Consider the following 23920-nt stretch of genomic DNA (forward strand, 5'->3'; position numbering starts at 1 on the left):
GATGAATGGAACGAGTCCTGGTCATCGGTGCCAACGGGCAGATCGGAAGTGAGCTGGTCGAGGCGCTTGTCGCGAAGCATGGCGTCGGCAATGTGGTGGCGGCCGACATCGGCCCGCGCAGCCTGTTCGGCGCCACTCCTTATGAAACAGTGGATGTGCTCGACACCAGTCGCTTGGCGCAGGTGGTCGACAGCTATCGCATCACCCAGGTCTATCAGCTGGCGGCGCTGCTGTCGGTGACAGGCGAGCAGGCGCCGCTCAAGGCGTGGACGCTCAACATGAACGGGCTGCTGAACATCCTCGAGCTGGCGCGTGAGCGAGGGCAGGCGGGTAAGCCCCTGAAGGTATTCTGGCCGTCGTCGATCGCTGCCTTCGGACCGCATACGCCGGCGGTCGACACGCCGCAACTGTCGGTGATGGACCCGACCACGATCTACGGCATCAGCAAGCAGGCGGGCGAGCGCCTTTGCGAGTATTACTTCACGAAGTTCGGCGTGGATGTGCGCAGCATCCGCTATCCGGGCATCATCAGCTACAAGTCCCCGCCCGGCGGCGGTACCACGGATTATGCAATCGCCATCTTCCATGCTGCCCAACGCGGCGAGACATACACCTGCTTCCTGGCGCCGGAAACCACGCTGCCGATGATCTACATGCCGGACGCCATCCGCGCGACTATCGAGCTGATGGATGCGCCGGCTGTGCAGATCCGTGTCCGTTCGTCCTACAACGTGGCCGGCCTAAGCTTCAGCCCGCGCGAACTGGCCGAGGCGATCCGGCGGCGCGTCCCGCAGTTCGAGATCCGCTATCAGCCGGACCATCGGCAGGCGATCGCAGAGAGCTGGCCGCACAGCCTGGATGACACCTATGCCCGTGCAGACTGGGGGTGGAAGGCGGAAACCGGCCTGAGAGAGCTTGTTGACGACATGTTGAAGCACATTCCGGCACGGCCACGCGAGGCGGCACGACGGGAACTGCACCACGTCGCTTGAGGAATTTGGCGTTCCGCGGCAGGGCGGCAGTTATAATGAGAAGTTAAACGCCTGTTGGGCTGGCTGGTGAGGTCCGCAAGGCAAGAAAGCATTCTCATTATCAAATTTTTAATTGTTTATGCAATACGTCTCTACACGCGGTCAAGCCCCGGCGCAGTCCTTTTCACAGATCCTGTTGGGCGGCCTCGCCCCGGACGGCGGTCTGTATTTGCCGGTCGAGTATCCCAAGGTCGGCAATGCGGAGCTCGACGCGTGGCGCAAGCTGTCCTACGCAGACCTTGCGGTAGAGGTATTGAAGAAGTTCGCGACCGATATCCCGGAAGCAGACCTGAAGACGCTGGCTCACAAGACCTACACGGCGGACGTATATCGCAATGCGCGTACCGGTGAAGATGCTTCGCAGATCACGCCCCTGCGCGTGCTGGAAGACAGGGATGGCCGCAAACTGATTTTGCAGGCCCTGTCCAACGGACCGACGCTGGCCTTCAAGGACATGGCGATGCAACTGCTCGGCAACCTGTTCGAGTATGCGCTGGCAAAGCAGCATGCCGAGCTGAACATCTTCGGCGCCACGTCCGGCGACACCGGTAGCGCGGCGGAATACGCGATGCGCGGCAAGAAGGGCATTCGCGTCTTCATGCTCTCGCCGTACAAGAAGATGAGTGCGTTCCAGACCGCGCAGATGTTCAGTCTGCAGGATCCGAACATTTTCAACATCGCCGTAGAAGGCGTGTTCGACGACTGCCAGGACATGGTGAAGGCCGTCTCGAACGACCTTGAATTCAAGACGCGCCAAAAAATCGGCACCGTCAACTCGATCAACTGGGCACGCGTCGTAGCGCAGGTGGTCTACTACTTCCGCGGCTACCTCGCCGCGACCACCAGCAACGACCAGAAAGTCTCCTTCACTGTCCCCTCCGGCAACTTCGGCAATATTTGTGCCGGCCACATCGCGCGCATGATGGGGCTGCCGATTGATCGGCTGGTCGTGGCGACCAATGAGAACGATGTTCTCGACGAATTTTTCCGCACCGGGGTCTATCGCGTGCGCAAGTCGGCCGAGACCCATCACACCACCAGCCCGAGCATGGACATCAGCAAGGCGTCCAACTTCGAGCGGTTCATTTTCGATCTGCTCGGCCGCGACGCGGAGCGCGTGCGTGCCTTGTTCCGGAAGGTGGACACGCACGGTGGCTTCGACCTGTCCGGCAAGCCGGGCAGCGACGGCGACGAGTTCGGGAAGGTCGCTCAGTATGGCTTCGTGTCGGGCAAGTCGGTGCACCAGGATCGCATTGCGACGATCCGTGACGTGCACGCGAAATTCGGCGTGACGATCGATACACACACCGCTGACGGCGTGAAGGTCGCGCGCGAACATGTGGCGGCCGGCGTGCCGATGATCGTGCTGGAAACAGCACTGCCGGCCAAGTTCAATGAAACCATCCGCGAAGCGCTCGGCCGAGATGCCGAGCGGCCGGCTGGTTTCGAGAACATCGAGTCGCTGCCGCAGCGCTTCGAAGTAATGCCGGCGGATGTCGAGAAGATGAAGACCTTTATTGCGAAGCACACTGGCCTGTAATCAAGGCACCTGTTGATATGGCTGAAAAGAAACCGATGTTGACCGCTGCCGAGGCACTCGATTTCCTCCTCTCCGCGGTGCGTCCGATCACGGACATGGAAACGCTGCCGACGCTGGAGACGAACGGCCGCGTGCTCGCCGTCGCCCAGGCCTCGCAACTCAACGTGCCGCCGATGGATAACACCCAGATGGACGGCTACGCGGTACGCGCTGCCGATTGCGCCAGCGGCAGCGCGAGGCTGAAGGTATCCCAGCGCATTCCTGCTGGCCACGTCGGCGATCCGCTGCAGCCGGGAACGGCCGCGCGCATCTTCACCGGCGCGATGATCCCGCAGGGCGCCGATGCCGTCGTGATGCAGGAGCAATGCGAAGGGGAAAAGGCCGCCGAGGGCGACTTCGTCACGATCCGGCATGCACCGCAACCGGGGGAATGGATCCGCCGCGCCGGCGAGGATATCCAGGCAGGCAGCACGATTCTTGCCGTTGGCACGCGGCTGCGTGCGCAGGAGCTTGGACTGGCCGCATCGGTTGGCCTCGCGAATTTGCCAGTGGTGCGCAGGCCGCGCGTCGCAGTGTTCTTCACCGGCGACGAGCTGGCGATGCCGGGCGAGTCGCTGAAACCCGGCGCCATCTACAACTCCAACCGATTCACCTTGCGTGGCCTGCTGGAAAACCTCGGCTGCGACATCACCGATTACGGCATCGTGCCTGATTCGCTGGATGCCACGCGCGAGACCCTGCGCAAGGCGGCGGCGGAGCATGACCTGATCATCACCTCGGGCGGCGTATCGGTCGGCGAGGAAGACCACATCAAGCCGGCGGTCGAGGCCGAAGGGCGGCTGAACATGTGGCAGATCGCGATCAAGCCCGGCAAGCCGCTGGCCTTCGGCGAAGTCAACCGCGCCGGCAAGCAGCCGGCATTCTTCATCGGCCTGCCCGGCAATCCGGTATCGAGCTTCGTCACCTTCCTGCTGTTCGTGCGGCCCTTCCTGCTGCGCCTGCAAGGTGTGGTTGATGTCACGCCAAGGTCTTTCAGCATGCGTGCCGATTTCGCCCTGCCGAAGGCGGATAGACGCAATGAATTCCTGCGCGCACGCATCAATGCCTCGGGCGGGCTCGACCTGTTCCGCAACCAGAGCTCGGCGGTCCTGACCTCGACGGTCTGGGGCGATGGCCTGGTGGACAATCCCGCCGGCCAGACGGTTGCAGCGGGCGACACGGTACGATTCATTCCTTTCAGCGAGTTGCTTTTCTAGACAAGATGCAGATCCAGCTTCGCTTTTTTGCCAGCGTGCGTGAAGCCCTGGGAACCGGACAGGAAAGCGTGACGCTTCCTACGGATGTCGTTACTGTCGGCGACGTGCGGAATTTCCTGCGCGCGCGCGGCGGCGCGTGGGCCGATACGCTCGCGGAGGGACGTGCATTGCGCATGGCCTACAACCAGGTAATGACGAGTGCCGACACCCGGATCGGCGAAGGCGGCGAAGTCGCGTTTTTCCCGCCCGTGACAGGCGGTTAGCAAGCCATGGCAATTCGTATCCAAACCCAGGATTTCGACCTCGGCAAGGAGGTCGCCGACCTGCGGGCCGGCCAGCCGCAGGTAGGTGCCGTGGTGGCATTCGTCGGCACGGTGCGTGACATGAACGACGGCGCCGGCGTGAGCGAGATGGAGCTGGAGCACTATCCGGGCATGACGGAGAAGGCACTGGAAGACATCGTGGCACAGGCGAAGGCGCGCTGGTCGATCTTCGATACGCTGGTCATCCACCGTGTCGGACCGCTCAAGCCTTTGGACCAGATCGTGCTGGCGGCGGTAACGTCGGCGCATCGCGGCGAGGCATTCGCCGCCTGCGAATTCATCATGGATTACCTGAAAACCCAGGCGCCGTTCTGGAAGAAGGAGCAAATCCCGCAGGGCGCGCGCTGGGTCGACGCCCGCGTGGCCGACGACAAGGCGCTGGCCAAGTGGGGCATCCAGTCCAATAACAGCGATAGCAGCGGCGGACAGGGATGAGCTGGCTGGCGATTGGCGTCGGCGCCGCTCTCGGGGCGTGGTTGCGCTGGGGACTGGGGCTGTGGCTGAACGCCCTTCACGCCAAATTGCCTTGGGGTACGGTTGCTGCGAATTTCAGTGGCGGTTACCTGATCGGGATCGGCGTCGGTTTCTTTGCCGCCCATCCGAACCTCTCGCCGGAGTGGCGCCTTTTCATCGTCACCGGCTTTCTCGGCGGTCTGACCACGTTCTCTTCATTCTCCGCCGAATCCATGGTGCTGCTGCAACGCGGAGACTATGGGTGGGCGCTCATCCATAGCGCGCTCCACCTGGTTGGATCGATTGCTTTCTGTTTTGCCGGCTTCGCGTCCTATCGCGCCATCTCGGGTTAATTCAGCGCCATCCCGGCGCTCGGCATGAGCATTCCCGGCATGCTTAGGTTCAATTCCCACTCAGCAGCTTTCACGGCATCCTTTAGCAGGGAGCAGAAGCCGTGCAGCACCGTCTGCGAAAAGGCAATCTCGAAACCCGGGCCCTCGTGCGGCGCGAGATTCATCCGTATCGGCTCATTGGGGTTAAGGGTGAAGTTGACGGCGGCCACGAGTATCGGTGCTTCGCCTAGTGGATACGCCTGGATCGAGGTCTCGTAGGGATTGTTGAAGCTGCCGCTCTCCCTGATTTCCTCGACGCTGGCGAAGTGGTCCATGCCGACGATGTCCGCGCTGGCGTGGGCAGCCAATGGTTGGTCGAGCGCGACCTGTTTTTCCAGTGCATCAATAATGACCGGCCAGAGGTTGCGGACCAGGCGACGTGTCAGCCAGGCCCTCACTTCCTGCAAGCCCTCATCCTCACCCTTGAACGATGCGCGGCAGAGCAGGCGGTCTTCCTCCGCCGAATAAGTCACTTGAATTTGATGCAATTCCATTCCAATCTGATTCCAGTGAGGACAGAATCAAATGTCCATTCTTGAAATGTTGTTTGTCGCCCTAATCTAGCTGTCAAACGAATTCTGGAGAAGATTCCATGCGTCTCGACAAACTGACAACCAAGTTGCAAGAAGCTCTTGCCGATGCCCAAAGCCAGGCAGTCGGCAATGATAACCAATACATTGAACCGGCGCACGTTCTGATCGCCCTCCTGAACCAGGAGGATGGCGGCGCGCGCTCCTTGTTGCAGCGAGCCGGCGTGAACGTCGGCGGCCTGCAGAACGGCCTGAAAAGTGCGCTGGAACGTCTGCCTAAAGTGTCCGGCACCGGCGGCGAAGTGCAGATCGGGCGCGAGACCGTTGCACTGCTGAACCTGGCCGACAAGGAAGCGCAGAAACGCGGCGACCAGTTCATCGCCAGTGAAATGGTGCTGCTCGCCCTGACCGAAGACAAGTCGGAGGCCGGCCGGCTTGCCCGCGAAAACGGACTGACGCGCAAGGCCCTCGAAGCGGCCATTACCGCCGTGCGCGGTGGTGGCAACGTGAACTCGGCGGATGCCGAAGGCCAACGCGAAGCCCTCAAGAAATATACGCTCGACCTGACCGAACGTGCTCGCGCCGGCAAACTCGACCCGGTGATTGGCCGCGACGATGAAATCCGCCGCGCGATCCAGGTACTGCAGCGCCGCACCAAGAACAATCCGGTGCTCATCGGCGAACCGGGCGTAGGCAAGACTGCGATCGTCGAAGGGCTCGCGCAACGCATCGTCAACGGCGAAGTGCCGGAGAGCCTGAAGGGCAAGCGCGTTCTGTCGCTCGATATGGCCGCCTTGCTCGCTGGCGCGAAGTACCGCGGCGAGTTCGAGGAACGCCTGAAGGCGGTGCTCAAGGAAATGGCACAGGATCAGGGTCAGACCATCGTCTTCATCGACGAGCTGCATACCATGGTCGGCGCGGGCAAGGCCGAGGGCGCGATCGATGCCGGCAACATGTTGAAGCCGGCGCTGGCCCGCGGCGAACTACATTGCATCGGCGCGACCACACTCGACGAGTATCGCAAGTACGTCGAGAAGGATGCCGCGCTGGAACGCCGCTTCCAGAAGATCATGGTGGAAGAACCGAGCGTGGAAGCTACCATCGCAATCCTGCGCGGCCTGCAGGAGAAATATGAAGTGCACCACGGTGTCGAGATCACCGACCCGGCAATCGTCGCGGCAGCGGAGCTGTCGCACCGCTATATCACCGATCGCTTTCTGCCAGACAAGGCCATCGACTTGATCGACGAAGCCGCATCGAAGATCAAGATCGAAATCGATTCCAAGCCGGAAGTGATGGACAAGCTCGACCGCCGGCTGATCCAGCTGAAGATCGAGCGCGAAGCGGTGCGCAAGGAAACTGACGAAGCATCGCAGAAGCGCCTCGGCCTGATCGAGGAGGAGATCCATCGCCTTGAGCGCGAATACGCCGACCTGGAAGAAATCTGGAAAGCCGAGAAGTCGGCGGTGCAGGGCACCCAGGCGATCAAGGAGGAGATCGAGCAGGTCAAGCTGCAGATGGAAGAGGCCAAGCGCAAGGGCGACTGGCAGAAGATGTCCGAACTGCAGTACGGCAGGCTGCCGCAGCTGGAAGCGCTGCTCAAGCAGGCCGACAAGGATGTCGACGAGGAAAAGCAGCGCGACCAGCGCAAGCTGGTGCGTACCCAGGTCGGCGCGGACGAAATCGCCGAAGTGGTGTCGCGCGCAACCGGCATTCCGGTTTCCAAGATGATGCAGGGTGAGCGCGATAAGTTGCTTCACATGGAAGCGGAACTGCACAAGCGCGTGGTCGGCCAGGACGAGGCGATCGTGGCGGTGTCGGATGCGATCCGTCGCTCGCGTGCCGGCCTCGCCGATCCGAACCGTCCGTATGGCTCATTCATGTTCCTCGGCCCGACCGGTGTGGGCAAGACCGAGTTGTGCAAGGCGCTGGCTTCCTTCCTGTTCGACACGGAAGAGGCACTGATCCGGCTCGACATGAGCGAGTTCATGGAGAAGCATTCGGTCGCACGCCTGATTGGCGCGCCGCCGGGCTATGTCGGATATGAAGAGGGCGGCTACCTGACGGAAGCCGTGCGCCGCAAGCCGTACAGCGTGATCCTGCTCGACGAGATCGAGAAGGCGCATGCCGACGTGTTCAACGTGCTGCTGCAAGTGTTGGACGATGGGCGCATGACTGATGGCCAGGGACGCACCGTGGACTTCAAGAACACCGTGATCGTGATGACCTCCAACCTCGGTTCGCACAAGATCCAGTCGATGGAAGACAGCGATCCGGCGCTGGTGAAGCTGGCTGTGATGGCGGAAGTGAAGAGCCATTTCCGGCCCGAGTTCGTCAACCGCGTGGACGAGATTGTAGTATTCCATGCGCTCGACGAGAAACACATCGGTGCGATCGCGCGCATCCAGCTGCAAGTACTGGAGCAACGCCTCGCCAAGATGGACATGCGGCTGGAAGTCGCCGACGCCGCGCTGCAGAAGATCGCCGAGGCCGGTTTCGATCCTGTTTATGGCGCACGTCCGCTGAAGCGCGCGGTGCAGCAGCAGATCGAAAATCCGTTGTCGAAACTGATCCTCGAAGGCAAGTTCGGGCCGAAGGACGCGATTGCGGTGACGACTCGCGGCAACGAGCTGGTGTTCGAAAAGGGCACCGTCAAGTAAGGCGCAAACGTTCTCTGCAAGGATGGAAGGCCACCTGCGGGTGGTCTTTCTTTTTGCGCCTTACGATTCCTTGCGGGCAAAGAAGGACGAGGGTGATTGCCCGAACGTCTTCTTGAACATCGCAGAGAATGCCGACTGGCTGGCGTAGCCAAGTTCGGATGCCACGTGCGACAAGGGCAGACCGCGGGCGATGAGCGGCGCTGCGTGTGCCAGCCGCATCTGCTGGCGCCACTGGCTGAAGCTCATGCCCAGTTCCCGTTCGAACAGGCGGGCCAGCGTACGGGCGGAAGCGCCGACCCGTACGGCGAACTCGTCCAGCGTGAGCGGCGATGCGGGATCGGCAATCAGCATTTCGCACAGCGCCTTCAGCCGCTTATCGGTCGGCAGCGCCACCCGGATCGGCTGCGTGCGCGAGCGCGCCAGCTCATCGACGATCAGCGTTGCCAGCATGGACTCGCGCGCTTCGCCTGCCTGCACCTGTGCGAACGCAACGATCAGTTCGCGCAGCAGCGCTGAGACTTCCAGGACTTCACACTCTTCACCCTTGAATGGGGCGATATCGGCATGGACGTAGAGCGCGCGAAGTTTTGCCTTTTCCAGGGTTGCAACTTCATGCAATGCGCGCGGCGGTATCCAGATGGCGCGCATCGGCGGAACGATCCATGTGCTGTTGCCGACTGTTACGCGCACCACGCCGTCGAGCGCATAGGTGACCTGGCCCCAGGCATGTCGATGCGCGGCGAGCAGTTCGGATGCATCGAGGTCGCGGGCGACAAGGCGTACTGGCCGCTTTGGCGTGGGCGTAGTGCCGGGAAGATGCGGGCGGGTATGGTTGACCGGTACGATTGCCATGGCAATGGAGTGGTTTTACGTCTTGGCGGGAACGCGATAAAAATTGTCGTTCTATCTTAAAACAGACGATATGGTTTTGCTTAGACTTTCCGCATGATTTAGCCAGCCGAGAGCACAATGACGACAGCCGCTGTTCCTTCCCTCCGCCAGGATGCCCAGGTGATTGGCCTGGTAGGCATCGCCCATGGTATATCGCATTTCTTCCACTTGATCCTCGCGCCACTGTTCCCGTGGCTGAAGACGGCGTTCAGCCTGTCATACGCGGAGCTTGGGTTGCTGATGACCGTCTTTTTCGTGGTGTCAGCGATCGGGCAGGCGCTCGCGGGTTTCGTGGTCGATCGCGTTGGCGCACACCGAGTGCTGTTTTGTGGGATCGGCCTGCTCGGGCTGTCGGCGCTGCTGCTGTCGCAGGCGCAGAATTATCCGATGCTGCTGGCTGGCTCCATGCTTGCCGGCATGGGCAACAGCGTGTTCCACCCGGCCGACTACACCTTGCTCAACAAGCGCGTATCGACGGCACGCCTGGGGCATGCGTTTTCCATGCATGGTATCACCGGCAACCTCGGTTGGGCCGCGGCACCGGTCTTCCTCACCTCGATCGCCGGCCTGTCCAGCTGGCGCGTGGCGCTGTTCTCGGCTTCCTTCGTGGCGTTTGCGGTGCTGCTGCTGATGTTTGTCTACCGCGATGTTCTGCGCACCGATGAACACAGGTCGGCGGCGAAGCATGCGGAGGCGGGCAGCGGCCATGTGCTGGACTTCATGCGCTTGCCGGCCGTGTGGATGTGCTTCGCGTTCTTCTTCATCACGGCGATGGCGCTCGGCGGCATCCAGAGCTTTTCCTCCTCCAGCCTGCGCGCGCTGTACGGCATGTCGCTCGCTTCCGCGACGGCGGGCTATACAGCCTACATGCTGGCGTCGGCGGCGGGCATGGTGTGGGGAGGATTCCTCGCAGCGAAAACCATGCGCCATGAACGCACCATCGCCTTCGCGTTTACAGCGGCTGGCCTGTTTGCGCTGGTGGTCGCCGCCGGCGTTGTGCCGCCCATGATGGCCGTGGTGCTGATGGGTGCCATCGGCTTTGGTGCGGGCATCGCAGGGCCGTCGCGCGATCTCCTGATCCGGGCTGCTGCGCCGAAGAATGCGACCGGACGTGTGTATGGCGTGGTGTACTCGGGGCTCGACATTGGCTTGTCCATGGCGCCGCTACTGTTCGGCGCACTGATGGATGCCGATCATCCTGCGTGGGTGTTCATCGGGATCGGCATCTTCCAGAGCATGGCGATCGTCACTGCGGTGGGTGTCGGGACGAATACCGCGAGAAACGCGAAAACTGCGGCTGCCGCCTGATACCGCAAGTTTGAAGGAAAGCCACCGCAAGTTACGGTGGCTTTTTTGTTGCCCGTCTCGCTTACAATTCTGATTATTTCATGACGGGGAGAATTCAATGAGTTTTGCGACATGCGACATTTGCGATGCCAACGAAGACAAGATCGCCGCGGGAACGCTTTCCGTGCTGCCGCCGATCTTCCAGAAGTTCGGCAAGCGCGAGGCGTTTTCGGGCCAGGCTGCGACGCTGAAGGTCTTCGAAGACAATGTGCTGGTGAGGTCCACGCTCGAGACGCCGGGCAATGGCCGGGTTCTCGTGGTTGATGGCGGCGGCAGCCTTCGTTGCGCGCTGGTCGGCGGCAACCTGGGCGTACTGGCTGAGAAGAACGGTTGGGCGGGCATCATCGTCAACGGCTGCATCCGCGACTCCGACGAAATCAATTCCTGCGACATCGGCATGCGCGCGCTGGCGACGCATCCGCAGCGCAGCATCCGCAAGGGTGTGGGCGACCGTGACATTGCCGTATCGATCGCTGGCGTGACGATCAGGCCGGGCAACTGGATTTACGCTGATGCGGACGGCGTGCTGGTCTCGAGCGAGGATCTCGCCTGAGCAAGTCCATGAGCCCCGCCAGCCTGTCGACCCAGCCGCTGCTTCAGTCCTTGCCTGAAGACGTGCTGCAGCAGCTATCGAGGCAGCCCGTCATTGAATTGCCTCCCGGAACAAAGGTATTCGAAAAGAATTCCGATTGCGCCGGCCTGCCCATCATTCTCACAGGCAGCGTGCGGGTGTTCAAGGATCTCGCCAATGGCCGCCGCATCGAGCTGTACCGCGTAACGCCATCCGAGCCGTGCATCCTTTCTCTCGGCTGCATGCTTGGCGGCGGCCGCTATCCGGCCAGCGGCGTAACCTTCGGTTCGACCCAAATGATCCTCATGCCGGTCGCGCTGTTCATAGAGTGCATGGCATCGCAGGCCGCATTCCGCAACGCCATGTTTCGCGCGCTGGCAGATCGCCTCGTCAATACGATGGAGCTGGTGGAGGAGATCGCCACCCTGCGCCTCGACGTGCGGCTGGCGGCGGCGCTTCTGGCCTATGAGAGTGATTCGCAGATCGCCGTGACGCATCAGCAGCTCGCCGATGAACTCGGAACCGTGCGCGAAATGATCAGTCGGGTACTGGATGATTTTGCGCACCAGGGACTCGTGATATTGGGGCGAGGAAAGATCACGCTAGCTGATCCGGCCCGCCTGCGCGCGCTCGCCAACACGCGCTAGCCGGTAAAAATTCTTCTGTAACCTGGGTTACATACAATCCGCGTTCGCAGCGATATTCTGGTTGCGTTTCCATGAGCAACGGAGAATTCCATGAACCCGAACGTCGGAAAAGCAGACAAGTCTGTGAGGCTGGTGCTTGCACTCGTGCTGTTCAGCCTGTTCTTCATCCTGCAAGGCGACGCCAGGTGGTGGGGCCTGCTGGGCTTTGTCCCGCTGGTCACCGCGCTGATGAACTGGTGCCCGCTCTACACGCTGTTCGGTATCAATACCTGCAAGCGGCAACAGCAATAGACATCCTCAATGCCGGTGACGATGGTGGATGTCCGGGAAATGCGGGTGGCGATGCGTGAGCGGCGCATGCTCATGCGGATGAGTGTGCGGCTCCTTGCCATCCCAGACGAAGTCGTGCGCATGCTGATGGTGTTCGTCATGGCGGTGCGAATGCGTGTGCGATAGCGCCGTGTGGCTGTGCATGTGCTCATGCGTTTCGGTCAGGTGCAGCCAGATGCCGACAACCATCAGCGCTGCCGCAATCCAGAAAACGGGATCGGGCTGTTCGCCCAGCATCAGCAATGCGATGATCGCGCCGGCGAAGGGCGCTGTCGAAAAGTAGGCTCCCGTCCGTGCCGTTCCAAGGTGGCGCAATGCAAGAACGAACAGCACCAGGCTGAGGCCGTAGCCGGAGAAGCCGATAAGACCGGCGGTGGCGAATTCGACTGGCGTGGGTATCGGTAGTCCAAGCCAGAACAAGGCGAATGCCAGATTGACGATGCCTGCAACCAGGCCCTTCACGGCTGCGATCTGCACGGCATCGCTCGCCGAGACCTTGCGCGTGAGATTGTTGTCGATCGCCCAGCACAGGCAGGCTGCGACGACGCAAAGCGCACCCCATGACGCGTCCAGCGCATATTCGTTTCCGCCTGCGAGCAGGACGCCGGCGCTAATGATGAACACCATGCCGATGAAAATGCGTCGGTCGAAGTGCTCGCGGAACACGAACCAGGCGATGAGTGCCGTCAGCACGCCTTCCATGTTCAGCAGAAGGGATGCCGTGGCTCCGCTCACATAACGCAAGCCCGTCATCAGCAGCACGGGTCCGACGATACCTCCCGCGAACACCGCCCCTGCGAGCCATGGCAGATCCGAGGCCGTCAGTGAGGCGCCGCTGTCGGCGCTGCGGCCGGCCAAGCGACGCAGCAAGCGCCACAAACTCAATCCGATGCCGCTGCCGAGATAAAGCAGGGCGGCGAGCAGGACCGGTTCGATCTGCCCGATCAGCAGTTTCGCAAAAGGAGTGCTGGCGCCGAACAGCAGCGCGGCGAGCAACGCATAGGTCATGCCTGTATTCATGGGGTTGGCGGCGATCAGGCGCTGCCTTGTTTCATTGTGGTCTCTGATACTATGCCACGCCTTGGATCACTTGTCCGGCATCGGTGGGTGTGCTCGTCGCATGCGCATTTCCTCCTGCCGGATTTCCTGCAGGGCATTGGAAAGGTGCGTAAGGTCTTCACTGGCGAGTGCTCAGGAAATTGATCTGGTGCAGTTTTTGAGCATCCAAGGAGACGATTTCACATGCCGTAAACAGGATTTCGCATTGCGAAAAATCACGACGCGAAGCATCACAATCTTGTTTCATTTTAAGAAAAAACGTTTCGTATCGCAAAATACAAACATTAAGTATATGAATTAAAAGAAAAAGATTTTACTTATATGTCTTATATAAGACCTTGTTGCCTCGCAAAAAAACGCCTATTATTTCCCCATCGAGCTTTCTTTTTTCTTTTCACCGGTTTTACCAAGGAGAATAACCATGGCATCTCGCGAACAGCAAATTCAGGCACTGAAGAAGGACTGGGCTGAAAACCCGCGCTGGAAAGGCATCAAGCGCAACTACTCCGCTGAAGACGTCGTCCGTCTGCGCGGCTCCTTGCCGATCGAGCACACCCTGGCCAAGCGCGGCGCCGAGAAGCTGTGGCAGAAGATCAATGGCGGCGCGAAGAAGGGCTATGTGAACGCCTTCGGCGCGATCACCGCAGGCCAGGCAATGCAGCAGGCCAAGGCCGGCCTGGAAGCCGTCTACCTCTCCGGCTGGCAAGTCGCCGCCGACGGCAACACCTCCGAAACCATGTATCCCGACCAGTCGCTGTATGCCTACGACTCCGTGCCGACCATGGTTCGCCGCATCAACAACACCTTCAAGCGCGCTGACGAAATCCAGTGGTCGCGCGGCATCAACCCGGGCGATGAAGGCTTCATCGACTACTTCCTGCCGATCGTTGCTGACGCTGAAGCCGGTTTCGGCGGCGTGCTGAACGCCTTCGAACTGATGAAGAACATGATTGCCGCTGGCGCTTCCGGCGTGCACTTCGAAGACCAGCTGGCTGCAGTGAAGAAGTGCGGTCACATGGGCGGCAAGGTGCTGGTTCCGACCCAGGAAGCGATCGAGAAGCTGGTTTCTGCGCGCTTCGCCTCTGACGTCATGGGCGTTCCGACCATCGTCCTGGCACGTACCGATGCAGAAGCAGCCAACCTGATCACCTCGGATCATGATGCCAACGACAAGCCGTTCCTCACGGGTGAGCGCACCCAGGAAGGCTTCTATCGCGTCAAGAACGGCCTTGAGCAAGCTATCAGCCGCGGCGTTGCCTACGCACCGTATGCTGACCTCGTCTGGTGCGAAACCGGCACGCCGGACCTCGGCTTTGCCCGTGAATTCGCACAAGCCGTGCACGCTGCATGCCCTGGCAAGCTGCTGTCCTACAACTGCTCGCCGTCCTTCAACTGGAAGAAGAACCTGGACGACAAGACGATTGCGGAATTCCAGGACAAGCTGTCCGAACTGGGCTACAAGTATCAGTTCATCACGCTGGCCGGCATCCATGTCAACTGGTTCAACACCTTCCAGTTCGCCCACGCGTACGCTCGCGGCGAAGGCATGAAGCACTACGTGAACATGGTGCAGGAGCCGGAATTCAAGGCACGCGAACTGGGTTACACCTTCGTGTCGCACCAGCAGGAAGTCGGCGCAGGCTACTTCGACGACGTGACCACCGTGATCCAGGGCGGTTCGTCTTCCGTGAAGGCCCTGACCGGCTCGACCGAAGAAGAGCAGTTCCACTGATCCTTACGGCGCATGCCGCTTTGGCGGCATGGCAGCAGAAAACCCGCCTGCATTGCACGGCGGGTTTTTTATTGGGCGTTCCGGATTGGCGCGCCGGACCGACGTGGCGGCTCAGTGCCTGTCGGTTCGCGCTTCAAACGAATACCGCTTCTCGCGGAACAGGCGAATGCAGGCATTGACGGCCTCGGGGTCATACCAGGTTCCTCGATAGGTCGAGATGTGCTCCAGCGGCTTCCAGCCCGGATATGATTCCCGGAGCTGTTGCATGCAGCACTATATTGCTTAATAGCACTACCGATTAAAACATTCGAGTCGACTGGATCTTTTCCTTGTCGCGAGGCTTCGACGAAGCTGTTTTTGCCTGCGCCATGCAGGCATGCTGAAGGGAAGTGGTGCCGGCTGTTACAATGGGCGCCCTTTCCCATTCTCCTCCCGGGCATTCCCATGTTGAGTTATCGCCACGCCTTCCATGCAGGCAATCATGCCGACGTGCTGAAGCACATTGTGCTTATCCAGCTGCTGCGTTATCTCGGTCAGAAGGATGCGCCCTACATGGTCATCGATACGCATGCCGGAGCCGGTCTCTACGCGCTTGACACTGGGTATGCGGCCAAAAGCGCCGAATACCAGACCGGTATCAGCCACCTGTGGAGCCGCACGGACCTCCCGCCCGCGCTGGCCGATTACGTTGGCCTCATCAAGGAAATGAACCCGGACGGCAGGATGCGTTACTACCCCGGTTCGCCTTACTGCGCGTATCAGGTTGCGCGCGAGCAGGACAGGATCCGTTTGTTTGAATTGCATCCGAGCGACAGCCGTATTCTCGCGGACAACTTCCGCAAGCTGGAAGAACAAGGCGGCGCACAGGGCCACCGGCCTGCGGTGCGCGGCAAGCGGGTCATGATCCAGAAGGGGGACGGCTTTGAAGGCCTGAAATCCCTGCTGCCGCCGCCGTCGCGCCGCGGGCTCATCCTGATCGACCCGCCCTACGAAGTGAAGGACGACTACCGGCGCGTGAAGGAAACCCTGGTCGACGCGCTGGGGCGATTCGCGACGGGCATGTATGCAGTGTGGTATCCCGTACTCAATCGCATGGAGTCGCGTCAGCTTCCCGACAAGCTGAAGCGTTTACCGTGCAAGGACTGGCTGAATGTGACGCTGTCGATCAGCTCGCCATCGCCGGATGGCTTCGGCTTGCACAGCAGCGGCATGTTTATCATCAACCCGCCGTGGACCCTGGAGCCGATGCTGCGCGAACTGATGCCATACCTGGTAAAGGTGCTCGGACAGGATGCCGGGGCCGGGTTCACGCTGGAGACCGGCGCAGGGAACGAGGCGCCGCGTAGCGCTCGTCGTGCCTGAATCCCTATGCCGCAGGATCCCTCCGGCATCTCGTAACATATGTAAGCCATTTGAATCATTGAAACGATTGTCAATCATAGAAGGGGACAACCCGCTTAATTCCGCCTGAGGCGTGACGTCTTTCCGAGGCAGGATCTCATCCGGGCGGAGAACCATCTCGACAAGAGACTCTGTACCGCGTAATGGACGACTTTGTTTCCAATACCTCGCCGGAGATAGACACCTTCACGCATTCCCAACCCGGACGGGAATTCTTCCTGGCACGACAACCTATCCTCACCCGCGACCAGGAACTCTTTGCCTACGAACTCCTGTTCCGTAACGCCGCGGCCGGCCCCGCCAATGTCACGGATGACGTCGCGGCCACCGCCGCCGTGATCGCCCATGCATCCGAGCTTGGCATGGAGAACGTCATCGGCGCGTCGAGCGCCTTCATCAACGTCGATGCCACCGTGCTGATGAGCGACTTCATCCAGTTTCTCCCACGTCAGGGCGTGGTCCTCGAAATCCTTGAAACAGTGCGGGTGACGGATCGCCTCATTACACGCATCGAGGAGCTGTCGGCCAGCGGCTATGTGTTTGCGCTAGACGATGTGATCGCGGATTCGGACGATGTGCAGAGGCTGCTGCCCCTGGTCGAGTTGATCAAGGTCGACATCAGCGGCGTTGGTCCCGATGACCTTTCCCGCCTGAGCGAAAAGTTCAGGCGCGCCAGGAAAAAATTGCTGGCGGAAAAAGTCGAGAACCTGGCGCAGTACGAAACCTGCCTGGAACTCGGCTTCGATTATTTCCAGGGATATTATTTCGCGAAACCATATGTCCTGACGGGAAAGAAGCTGTCACCTTCCCAGATGACGATCATGCGCCTGATGGCGCAGATCATCTCGAATGCAGATACGGGCGAGCTGGAACGCAGCATCAAGCGCGATGCGTCGCTCGGGTTGATGCTGCTGCGCCTCGTCAGTGTGGAAAAGGGCAGGCGCATCGATTCCCTGCGGCAGGCACTGGAGGCATTGGGAAGCACGCGGCTGCAGCGCTGGCTGCAGATCCTGCTCTACGCGGAATTCGGCAAGTCGCGCAACGTGGTGTCGCCGCTATTCATCCTGGCGACCACCCGCGGAAAACTGCTTGAACTGATGGCGGAAAAGGTCCGCCCGGTCGACCGTGAGATGGCGGATACCGCTTTCACAGTCGGCATCATGTCCTTGATGGACACCCTGCTTGGGTTGCCGATGAAAGACGCGCTTGCCCGCGTTCATGTTACGGATGAAGTTCGGGCGGCGCTTCTCGCGCGCCGTGGCATTTTTGGCGACATGCTGAAACTGGTCGAATGTATCGAGCATATCGAAGAGGCAGGGCGAAAAGTCCCTGCACTCTTGAAAAAGCTGCAACTCTCCAGCGAGGACCTGTATGAGTTGCAACTCGCGGCGTTTGAGTGGAGCAGTGCGATTTCGAATCACGCGAACTGATCGGTGTGCGCCGCGGCTTGTCGCAGATGGGCGCAGATGGGCGCAGGGCAGATACAATACGGCATTATGAGTAAAGCTTTTGTCAAAGAATCGGATGACGATGACGACGTCGATGGCGCCCTGCCTGCCATTCCGGCCGGAACGAAGAACTACATGACGCCTGCCGGGCACAAGCGCCTGAAAGACGAATTGCTACGCCTGATCGACGTCGAGCGGCCCGAGGTGGTCAGCATCGTTTCCTGGGCGGCGTCCAACGGTGATCGTTCCGAAAACGGTGATTACATCTACGGAAAGCGCCGCTTGCGTGAAATCGATCGCCGCATCCGATTCCTGACCAAACGGCTGGACGTTGCCGAAGTGGTTGACCCGAGTGCGCATCACGGGAGCGACCAGATCTACTTCGGCGCGACGGTCACTTATGAAAACCAGGCGGGTGAAGAGTTCACGGTCACCATTGTCGGCATCGATGAACTCGACCCCCTGAATGGCAAGATCAGCTGGATTTCGCCGGTTGCGCGCGCACTCATCAAGGCGCGCGAGGGAGACACGGTGGTGCTCAAAACGCCCGCCGGAGTAGACGAGCTTACGATTCTCGAAGTCAGTTATCCGGCACACTGAACAAGTTCTCGTGCCGCAAGGCTCGAGCGGCATCACCGGCGCTTCATCGATGCGCTGTTCCATGCGCTGCAGATCTTGCGCGCAGCGATGCTGTTTCCCATAACACGAACAATTTCATCACCATGATTTATTCCAGCCTGAACCATGCGTCGCGCGTGCCGCTTGCCGCGGAAGTCCATTCCCGGCCATACCTGCGCCTTGATGCGCCCGAGAGCCTGACGCACCTTGCGGTCTACGCCCGCGACGACGTAAGCCCGAACATCTCCAACCAGGCGCGCCAGCATGGCGTGCTTTCGGAACTGTGCAAGCACTTCGGCGTGACGGCACCCGGCGTCGATGCCAAATACTTCTTTCACGATTTCGGACGCTTCCGCCTGAAGTGGGAATGCCACACCGAGTTTGCAACCTACACTTTCGCCGGACAGCATGCGGAAAATCCGTCCATCGAGGAAGCTTTCGAGCATGTCCCGCTATTCCAGCTTCCGCAGGAATGGCTGATGGGACTGCAGGGCAAGATCATGGTTGCGGCGCACGTGGTGCTGGACAATACACGCGACCCGGTCGACGTGTTTGCGCATGGCCTGCGCCGCGTTTTCGAAGGCAACAACCTGGTCGGCAGCCGGGTGCTGCAGGGCGGCGAAGTCTGGACCGATTTCCTGATCCAGTCAGACGGCTTCAGCCGCTTCGTGGTGCGCGATGTGGGCCTGCAGGAACAGCAGGCCGGTCGCCTCGTGCAGCGTCTGCTGGAGATTGAAACTTACCGGATGATGGCGCTGCTCGGACTGCCGCATGCACAACGCGCGACGCCGGTGCTGAACACCATCGAAGGCGAGCTGGCGACCTTGACCGAAGCCATGGTCAATACGTCGAGCGCTGTCCAGCTTTCCGATACCGATGACGAACAGGCTCTACTGGGCAACATCACCGGCTTGGCTGCGCGCGTCGAAAAGCTCTCGCTCGCAAACAGCTATCGCTTCTCCGCCTCGAAAGCCTATTTCGGGCTGGTCCATGCGCGGATCGAGGAATTGCGTGAAGCGCGCATCGAAGGCTTCCCGACGGTGGGCGAGTTCATGGACCGACGACTGACGCCGGCCATGCATACCTGCGAAGCCGTGGCGCGCCGCCAGGAAGCGCTGGCCGAACGCATTGCGCATACCAACGACCTGCTGCGCACGCGCGTCGGCATCGTGCAGGAGAAGCAGAACCGGCAGATCCTGGAATCGATGAATGCGCGCGCCGCGCAGCAGTTGCGGTTGCAGCAGGCGGTGGAAGGCTTGTCGGTGGTGGCGATCTCGTACTACACGGCGGGGCTGTTCAGCTACATCGGCAAGGCGGCCAAAGCAGTGGGCTGGCCGGTCAATCCTGATATCTCGACCGGATTGCTGCTGCCCCTGATCGCGGCGGGCGTGTGGCTCGGTTTGCGGCGGATGCACAAGAGCATCCACCATGCGGCCTGAGTCGGGGGCTGCGATCTCGGCGGGATGACAGGGAGCAGGTGGCGTTTGGCGTTGCGTTATGCGCGACAGAATGCCGAATGCTGCTGGCCGTTGAACGCCTACTGATTGCGTTCGCGCAGGATCCGGGCCACTCCCCGGATGCGTCGCACGTTGCGCATCAGGCGCGCGAGGTGGATACGGTCTTCCACCTGGACAGTGAAGCGCAGCAGCTTCATCAACGCTTCCCTGTCGTCGTCCATGCCGACGTAGGTGATGTTGGCGTCGGACTCACCGATCTCCGCCGCAACACGCGCCAGCACGCCTTTTTCATTGGCGACCAGTACCTTGATCCGGCAGTCGAAGCGGCGCGTCAGTTCCTTGTCCCAGACCAGCTCGATCCAGCGGTCCGGTTCCTTCGCATGCTGGCGCTTTGCGACATCGCAATCGATTGCGTGCACGATGATGCCCTGGTCGCGTCGGAGCTGGCCTATGATGCCGTCGCCCGGGATCGGCTGGCAGCAGGCAGCGAGCTGGACGGATACGCCTTCGTTACCATTGATCGCCACCGGATCCAGCTTGCGCGACGATTCGATGACCGGCGGCAGCGACAAGGCCGGATCACTTTCCATCATCCCGCGGATATGGCGCGCCACCAGCGTCGCCATGCGCTTGCCGACGCCGATATCGGCATAGAGTTCGTCGAGCGATTTCGCGCTCGATTCGTTCTGCAGTTTTTCCAGCACGGAATCCGGCAACACCGGATCGATCTGCAGCGCTGCCAGCGCTTGCGCCAGCAACCGCTTGCCAAGTTCGGTGGACTCGGCGAGGTTGATTGTGCGCAGATGATGCCGGATCGCTGAACGCGCCTTTCCAGTGCGAACGAAGGTGAGCCAGTTCGGGCTCGGGCGTGAGGAGGGTGCTGTAATGATTTCGACAATGTCGCCGTTGCGCAGCTCGGTCCGCAAGGCGGCCTGCTCATGGTTAATGCGCGCGGCAATTGCCTGATCGCCGATGTCGGTGTGGATCGTGTAGGCGAAATCGAGGACCGTGGCGCCACGTGGCAGCGCGATGATGGTCGATTTCGGCGTGAACACATAGACCGAATCCGGGAACAGGTCGACCTTCACATGCTCCAGGAATTCCGCCGAATCACCGGTCTGCTTCTGGATGTCGAGCAGCGACTGCAGCCACGCGTGCGTGCGCTGCTGCAGGTCGGTCAGGCTGGCTTCCTCGTCCTTGTAGAGCCAGTGGGCCGCCACGCCAGCCTCGGCCACGCGATGCATTTCCTGCGTGCGGATCTGGAATTCGACCGGCGTGCCGTAGGGGCCGATCAGCGTGGTGTGCAGCGACTGGTAGCCGTTGAGCTTGGGGATGGCAATGTAATCCTTGAACTTGCCGGGCATAGGCTTGTACAAGGCGTGCAGCGTGCCGAGCGCGACATAGCAGTTCGCGAAGCTGTCCACCACGATGCGGAAACCGTACACATCGAGCACCTGCGAGAAGGACAAGTGCTTGTTACGCATCTTGCGATAAATGCCATACAGCGTCTTCTCGCGGCCATACACCTGCGCAGGGATGCCGGTGGCGGCCAGCGTGTTCTTGACCGACTCCATGATCTTGCTCACCACTTCGCGCCGGTTGCCTCGCGCAGCCTTGACCGCCTTCGACAAGGTACGGTAGCGCAGCGGATAGAGATGGGCGAATGAGAGATCCTGCAGCTCGCGATAGATGTTGTTCAGGCCAAGGCGGTGCGCGATCGGCACGTACACTTCCATGGTCTCGCGCGCGATGCGGCGCTTCTTTTCCGGGATCATGAATCCCAGGGTGCGCATATTGTGCAGGCGGTCGGCCAGCTTGACGAGAATGACCCGTACGTCGCGCGCCATTGCCAGCAACATCTTGCGGAAATTTTCCGCCTGCGCCTCGATCTGGCTCTGGAACTCGATCTTGTCCAGCTTGGACAATCCATCGACCAGCGTTGCGACTTGTGCGCCGAAGCGTTCGATCAGCTCATCCTTCTTGACGGCGGTGTCTTCCATGACGTCGTGGAGGAGGGCGGCCATGATGGCCTGCGCGTCGAGCTTCCAGTCGGCACAGATTTCCGCGACGGCAATCGGATGGGAAATGTAAGGCTCGCCAGACTTGCGGATCTGGCCCAGGTGTCGCTCATCGGAAAACCGGTACGCTTCCTTCACCTTCTTCATGTCTGAAGGCGAGAGGTACTCGGACAGTTTGTTGATGAGGTGGGTGACCGTGGCGACGCTGGCGGTCTGAGGGGCGCCGCTCTCGGGCTTGGAGGGCTGGTCGACGTTTTTTGAGGTCGGGCGATCCTGTGTCGCCCGGCTAGCGGAAGCGACTGATACTGTTGAATCTGCAGGTGTCAGGTTCATACTTCAAGCATATCAGCCGCATGGCATTTGGTGTGACTTAACTTGGGACTTTCTTCAGCATTTCCAGCCCGACCTTGCCAGATGCAATCTCGCGCAACGCGATGACGGTCGGTTTGTCCTTGGCTTCGACCTTCGGTGTGTGGCCTTGGAGCAGTTGACGGGCGCGATAGGTGGCAGCGAGGGTCAGCTGGAAACGATTCGGGATTTGCTTGAGACAATCTTCGATAGTGATACGGGCCATGGATACTCCTGAAAAAGACGATATCAGCTCAAACTGGCATGGATGCCGAGCTGGGCGAACAGGGACGCGTTGCGTGCAGCTTGCTGGTTGAAGCGACACCGGGTCGCTTTGACAATGGCAGTCAATTCAGACAAAGCGGTCGCAAACTCTTGATTAATAATAACATATTCGAACTCCGACGCGTGGGCGATTTCGCCGCCGGCAGCCAGAATCCGGCGCGTGATCACGTTCGGCTCGTCTTGTCCGCGCTTCTTCAATCGCTCCTCCAGGGCAGCAATCGAAGGCGGCAGGATGAAGATGCCGACCGCGTGCGGGAATTGCTTCCTGACCTGCTGCGCGCCTTGCCAGTCAATTTCCAGCAGGACGTCGGTGCCGGCCTTCATCTGTTCCTCGATCAGGAGTCGCGAGGTTCCGTAATAGTTACCGTGGACTTCAGCGGATTCCAAAAATTCCCCGGCTTCGCGCCGTTTCAGAAAATCTTCGACTGTGGTGAAGTAATATTCGCGGCCATGTTGTTCCGCCGACCGCGGTGCGCGCGTCGTGAAGGAAATCGATAATTTGATGGCCGGTTCCTGCGCCAGCAGAGCGTTGACGAGGGTGGATTTGCCGGCGCCGGAGGGCGCGACCACCATGAACAGGCTTCCGGCAGAAGTGGGCGCTTCGGGCATGAGTTTGTCTGTCAAGGCTTACTCCAAATTCTGAACTTGTTCGCGCATCTGTTCAATCAGCAGCTTCATTGCCATCGAGGCATCGGACAAGTCCTTGATCGCAGCCTTGGAGCCGACCGTATTGGCTTCCCGGTTGAGTTCCTGCATCATGAAATCGAGCCGCTTGCCGACCTGGCCGCCTTTTTTCAGGATCTGGCGGGTCTCGGCCAAGTGTGCGGACAGGCGCGACAATTCTTCCGCCACGTCGATGCGAATGCCATACAGCGTCACTTCCTGGCGGATGCGTTCCAGCGCGTCGTCCGTAGAAACATTCTGCGGCGGCGTAGTGCCGTTTTGCGTGGCCAGGCCGAGCGCTTCCCGCATGCGTTCCGTCGCTTTCTGCTGGAACTGCGCGATCGCCTGCGGAATGAGCGGAGTGATCCGTTCGACGATGGCTTCCATGTCATCGATGCGTGTCAGCAGCATTGCCTGCAGGGCGGCGCCTTCGCGGGTGCGTGTTTCAACAAAGGCGTCAAGCGCAACCGCCAGGACGGACTGGATGTCCGCCTGCAAGGTCTCCTGTGTGATCTCGGGCTCCTCGATGACGCCGGGCCAGCGTAGCACTTCGTTGACCGACATGACCGGCGCGTTCGGGAAGTGCTGGCGCACCTGATGTTGCAATTGCGCCAACCCGGTCAGCAGCGGCGGGTTGAGATTGAGCGCACTTCCGGAAGCTACCTTGCGTCCGAAACTGAGGCGACACTCTACCTTTCCGCGTTGGACCCGTGCCATGATGGCTTCACGCAACGCGGGTTCAACGGCGCGCAATTCGTCATTGATGCGAAATTGCAGGTCCAGGAAGCGGGAGTTGACGCTTTTCAGCTCCACGGTAATGGTTCCGGCAGCAGTTTCGCGCGTGGCGACCGCGTATCCGGTCATGCTGCTTATACTCAAGGTTCAGTCCTTTTGCTTTACAAATCACTGATTTCTCAAGA

Annotated in this window: 24 protein-coding genes; 16 read left to right on the plus strand and 8 right to left on the minus strand. The window is 60.4% G+C overall.

Going from position 1 to position 23920, the window contains the following annotated elements; genetic code table 11:
- Window positions 1-5: 5 nt before the first annotated feature.
- The 6 genes from VJ698_RS22970 (at window position 6) to crcB (ending at window position 4956) form a co-directional block, all read left to right on the plus strand.
- Window positions 6-992, plus strand: a complete 987-nt coding sequence (locus VJ698_RS22970; RefSeq protein ID WP_324105146.1) for an NAD-dependent epimerase/dehydratase family protein — start codon at window positions 6-8, stop codon at window positions 990-992.
- Window positions 993-1110: 118 nt separating this feature from the next.
- Window positions 1111-2571 carry a threonine synthase gene (gene thrC / locus VJ698_RS22975; RefSeq protein ID WP_324105147.1) on the plus strand — a complete coding sequence of 487 codons (1461 nt, stop codon included), beginning with the start codon at window positions 1111-1113 and terminating at the stop codon, window positions 2569-2571.
- Window positions 2572-2588: 17 nt separating this feature from the next.
- The gene (glp, locus tag VJ698_RS22980) at window positions 2589-3827 is read left to right on the plus strand and encodes a gephyrin-like molybdotransferase Glp (RefSeq protein WP_324105148.1); all 1239 of its coding nucleotides are present in this window, start codon (window positions 2589-2591) and stop codon (window positions 3825-3827) included.
- A gap of 5 nt (window positions 3828-3832) precedes the next feature.
- The gene (gene moaD / locus VJ698_RS22985; RefSeq protein ID WP_324105149.1) at window positions 3833-4090 is read left to right on the plus strand and encodes a molybdopterin converting factor subunit 1; all 258 of its coding nucleotides are present in this window, start codon (window positions 3833-3835) and stop codon (window positions 4088-4090) included.
- A gap of 6 nt (window positions 4091-4096) precedes the next feature.
- Window positions 4097-4585 carry a molybdopterin synthase catalytic subunit MoaE gene (moaE, locus tag VJ698_RS22990; RefSeq protein WP_324105150.1) on the plus strand — a complete coding sequence of 163 codons (489 nt, stop codon included), beginning with the start codon at window positions 4097-4099 and terminating at the stop codon, window positions 4583-4585.
- A complete protein-coding gene (crcB, locus tag VJ698_RS22995) occupies window positions 4582-4956 on the plus strand; it encodes a fluoride efflux transporter CrcB (RefSeq protein ID WP_324105151.1) in 375 nt (124 codons plus the stop codon). The genes moaE and crcB overlap by 4 nt, the downstream gene beginning before the upstream one ends.
- Here crcB and VJ698_RS23000 read toward each other — a convergent pair.
- Window positions 4953-5489, minus strand: coding sequence for a hypothetical protein (locus tag VJ698_RS23000; protein ID WP_324105152.1), 537 nt, complete (start codon window positions 5487-5489; stop codon window positions 4953-4955). The two genes, crcB and VJ698_RS23000, sit on opposite strands and share 4 nt — an antisense overlap.
- 98 nt (window positions 5490-5587) lie before the next feature.
- On the opposite strand from VJ698_RS23000, the gene clpB reads away from it, so the two are divergent.
- Window positions 5588-8185 carry an ATP-dependent chaperone ClpB gene (gene clpB / locus VJ698_RS23005; protein WP_324105153.1) on the plus strand — a complete coding sequence of 866 codons (2598 nt, stop codon included), beginning with the start codon at window positions 5588-5590 and terminating at the stop codon, window positions 8183-8185.
- A gap of 60 nt (window positions 8186-8245) precedes the next feature.
- Here the strand turns inward: clpB and VJ698_RS23010 are convergent, their stop codons facing one another.
- Window positions 8246-9037, minus strand: coding sequence for a helix-turn-helix transcriptional regulator (locus tag VJ698_RS23010; protein WP_324105154.1), 792 nt, complete (start codon window positions 9035-9037; stop codon window positions 8246-8248).
- 117 nt (window positions 9038-9154) lie between these two features.
- On the opposite strand from VJ698_RS23010, the gene VJ698_RS23015 reads away from it, so the two are divergent.
- From VJ698_RS23015 to VJ698_RS23030, 4 genes are all read left to right on the plus strand, one after another.
- Window positions 9155-10384, plus strand: a complete 1230-nt coding sequence (locus tag VJ698_RS23015; RefSeq protein WP_324105155.1) for an MFS transporter — start codon at window positions 9155-9157, stop codon at window positions 10382-10384.
- Between the two features lie 97 nt (window positions 10385-10481).
- Window positions 10482-10976: a ribonuclease E activity regulator RraA gene (gene rraA, locus VJ698_RS23020; RefSeq protein ID WP_324105156.1), complete on the plus strand. Its 495-nt coding sequence runs from the start codon at window positions 10482-10484 to the stop codon at window positions 10974-10976.
- 8 nt (window positions 10977-10984) lie between these two features.
- Window positions 10985-11641: a Crp/Fnr family transcriptional regulator gene (locus VJ698_RS23025; protein ID WP_324105157.1), complete on the plus strand. Its 657-nt coding sequence runs from the start codon at window positions 10985-10987 to the stop codon at window positions 11639-11641.
- 90 nt (window positions 11642-11731) lie between these two features.
- Window positions 11732-11932 carry a DUF2892 domain-containing protein gene (locus VJ698_RS23030; protein ID WP_324105158.1) on the plus strand — a complete coding sequence of 67 codons (201 nt, stop codon included), beginning with the start codon at window positions 11732-11734 and terminating at the stop codon, window positions 11930-11932.
- Window positions 11933-11938: 6 nt separating this feature from the next.
- Here the strand turns inward: VJ698_RS23030 and VJ698_RS23035 are convergent, their stop codons facing one another.
- On the minus strand, window positions 11939-12991 hold the full coding sequence (locus VJ698_RS23035; RefSeq protein WP_324105159.1) for a DMT family transporter: 1053 nt from the start codon (window positions 12989-12991) through the stop codon (window positions 11939-11941).
- A 460-nt stretch (window positions 12992-13451) separates the two neighbouring features.
- Between VJ698_RS23035 and aceA the strand changes: the two genes are divergently transcribed.
- On the plus strand, window positions 13452-14762 hold the full coding sequence (gene aceA / locus VJ698_RS23040; RefSeq protein WP_324105160.1) for an isocitrate lyase: 1311 nt from the start codon (window positions 13452-13454) through the stop codon (window positions 14760-14762).
- Window positions 14763-14873: 111 nt separating this feature from the next.
- Here the strand turns inward: aceA and VJ698_RS23045 are convergent, their stop codons facing one another.
- Window positions 14874-15029 carry a hypothetical protein gene (locus VJ698_RS23045; protein ID WP_324105161.1) on the minus strand — a complete coding sequence of 52 codons (156 nt, stop codon included), beginning with the start codon at window positions 15027-15029 and terminating at the stop codon, window positions 14874-14876.
- Between the two features lie 177 nt (window positions 15030-15206).
- On the opposite strand from VJ698_RS23045, the gene VJ698_RS23050 reads away from it, so the two are divergent.
- The 4 genes from VJ698_RS23050 (at window position 15207) to VJ698_RS23065 (ending at window position 19668) form a co-directional block, all read left to right on the plus strand.
- The gene (locus VJ698_RS23050) at window positions 15207-16124 is read left to right on the plus strand and encodes a 23S rRNA (adenine(2030)-N(6))-methyltransferase RlmJ (RefSeq protein WP_324105162.1); all 918 of its coding nucleotides are present in this window, start codon (window positions 15207-15209) and stop codon (window positions 16122-16124) included.
- A 182-nt stretch (window positions 16125-16306) separates the two neighbouring features.
- Entirely contained in the window at window positions 16307-17593 is a 1287-nt protein-coding gene (locus tag VJ698_RS23055; RefSeq protein ID WP_324105163.1) for an EAL and HDOD domain-containing protein, read from the plus strand.
- Between the two features lie 66 nt (window positions 17594-17659).
- Window positions 17660-18211 carry a transcription elongation factor GreB gene (greB, locus tag VJ698_RS23060; RefSeq protein WP_324105164.1) on the plus strand — a complete coding sequence of 184 codons (552 nt, stop codon included), beginning with the start codon at window positions 17660-17662 and terminating at the stop codon, window positions 18209-18211.
- Window positions 18212-18327: 116 nt separating this feature from the next.
- Window positions 18328-19668, plus strand: coding sequence for a DUF3422 domain-containing protein (locus VJ698_RS23065; RefSeq protein WP_324105198.1), 1341 nt, complete (start codon window positions 18328-18330; stop codon window positions 19666-19668).
- 98 nt (window positions 19669-19766) lie between these two features.
- Here VJ698_RS23065 and VJ698_RS23070 read toward each other — a convergent pair whose 3' ends face one another.
- The 4 genes from VJ698_RS23070 to VJ698_RS23085 are packed head-to-tail and all read right to left on the minus strand — an operon-like array spanning window position 19767 to window position 23879.
- Window positions 19767-22037, minus strand: coding sequence for a bifunctional (p)ppGpp synthetase/guanosine-3',5'-bis(diphosphate) 3'-pyrophosphohydrolase (locus VJ698_RS23070; RefSeq protein WP_324105165.1), 2271 nt, complete (start codon window positions 22035-22037; stop codon window positions 19767-19769).
- 37 nt (window positions 22038-22074) lie between these two features.
- The gene (gene rpoZ / locus VJ698_RS23075) at window positions 22075-22278 is read right to left on the minus strand and encodes a DNA-directed RNA polymerase subunit omega (RefSeq protein WP_019140733.1); all 204 of its coding nucleotides are present in this window, start codon (window positions 22276-22278) and stop codon (window positions 22075-22077) included.
- A gap of 23 nt (window positions 22279-22301) precedes the next feature.
- Window positions 22302-22946 carry a guanylate kinase gene (gene gmk / locus VJ698_RS23080; RefSeq protein ID WP_324105199.1) on the minus strand — a complete coding sequence of 215 codons (645 nt, stop codon included), beginning with the start codon at window positions 22944-22946 and terminating at the stop codon, window positions 22302-22304.
- 18 nt (window positions 22947-22964) lie between these two features.
- A complete protein-coding gene (locus VJ698_RS23085) occupies window positions 22965-23879 on the minus strand; it encodes a YicC/YloC family endoribonuclease (RefSeq protein ID WP_324105166.1) in 915 nt (304 codons plus the stop codon).
- Window positions 23880-23920: the final 41 nt, after the last annotated feature.

The organism is Noviherbaspirillum sp. (genome assembly GCF_035254685.1).
In the GTDB taxonomy this organism is placed as follows: domain Bacteria; phylum Pseudomonadota; class Gammaproteobacteria; order Burkholderiales; family Burkholderiaceae_D; genus Noviherbaspirillum.

Coding starts and splice junctions, on each gene's coding strand:
- VJ698_RS23025 (WP_324105157.1), top strand. CDS start 10,985: ATGAGCCCCGCCAGCCTGTCGACCCAGCCGCTGCTTCAGTCCTTGCCT.
- VJ698_RS22970 (WP_324105146.1), top strand. CDS start 6: ATGGAACGAGTCCTGGTCATCGGTGCCAACGGGCAGATCGGAAGTGAG.
- VJ698_RS23055 (WP_324105163.1), top strand. CDS start 16,307: ATGGACGACTTTGTTTCCAATACCTCGCCGGAGATAGACACCTTCACG.
- VJ698_RS23050 (WP_324105162.1), top strand. CDS start 15,207: ATGTTGAGTTATCGCCACGCCTTCCATGCAGGCAATCATGCCGACGTG.
- VJ698_RS23045 (WP_324105161.1), bottom strand. CDS start 15,029: ATGCAACAGCTCCGGGAATCATATCCGGGCTGGAAGCCGCTGGAGCAC.
- moaD (WP_324105149.1), top strand. CDS start 3,833: ATGCAGATCCAGCTTCGCTTTTTTGCCAGCGTGCGTGAAGCCCTGGGA.
- greB (WP_324105164.1), top strand. CDS start 17,660: ATGAGTAAAGCTTTTGTCAAAGAATCGGATGACGATGACGACGTCGAT.
- clpB (WP_324105153.1), top strand. CDS start 5,588: ATGCGTCTCGACAAACTGACAACCAAGTTGCAAGAAGCTCTTGCCGAT.
- VJ698_RS23000 (WP_324105152.1), bottom strand. CDS start 5,489: ATGGAATTGCATCAAATTCAAGTGACTTATTCGGCGGAGGAAGACCGC.
- crcB (WP_324105151.1), top strand. CDS start 4,582: ATGAGCTGGCTGGCGATTGGCGTCGGCGCCGCTCTCGGGGCGTGGTTG.
- aceA (WP_324105160.1), top strand. CDS start 13,452: ATGGCATCTCGCGAACAGCAAATTCAGGCACTGAAGAAGGACTGGGCT.
- VJ698_RS23035 (WP_324105159.1), bottom strand. CDS start 12,991: ATGAATACAGGCATGACCTATGCGTTGCTCGCCGCGCTGCTGTTCGGC.
- VJ698_RS23030 (WP_324105158.1), top strand. CDS start 11,732: ATGAACCCGAACGTCGGAAAAGCAGACAAGTCTGTGAGGCTGGTGCTT.
- moaE (WP_324105150.1), top strand. CDS start 4,097: ATGGCAATTCGTATCCAAACCCAGGATTTCGACCTCGGCAAGGAGGTC.
- VJ698_RS23010 (WP_324105154.1), bottom strand. CDS start 9,037: ATGGCAATCGTACCGGTCAACCATACCCGCCCGCATCTTCCCGGCACT.
- VJ698_RS23015 (WP_324105155.1), top strand. CDS start 9,155: ATGACGACAGCCGCTGTTCCTTCCCTCCGCCAGGATGCCCAGGTGATT.
- VJ698_RS23070 (WP_324105165.1), bottom strand. CDS start 22,037: ATGAACCTGACACCTGCAGATTCAACAGTATCAGTCGCTTCCGCTAGC.
- thrC (WP_324105147.1), top strand. CDS start 1,111: ATGCAATACGTCTCTACACGCGGTCAAGCCCCGGCGCAGTCCTTTTCA.
- rpoZ (WP_019140733.1), bottom strand. CDS start 22,278: ATGGCCCGTATCACTATCGAAGATTGTCTCAAGCAAATCCCGAATCGT.
- glp (WP_324105148.1), top strand. CDS start 2,589: ATGGCTGAAAAGAAACCGATGTTGACCGCTGCCGAGGCACTCGATTTC.
- rraA (WP_324105156.1), top strand. CDS start 10,482: ATGAGTTTTGCGACATGCGACATTTGCGATGCCAACGAAGACAAGATC.
- gmk (WP_324105199.1), bottom strand. CDS start 22,946: ATGCCCGAAGCGCCCACTTCTGCCGGAAGCCTGTTCATGGTGGTCGCG.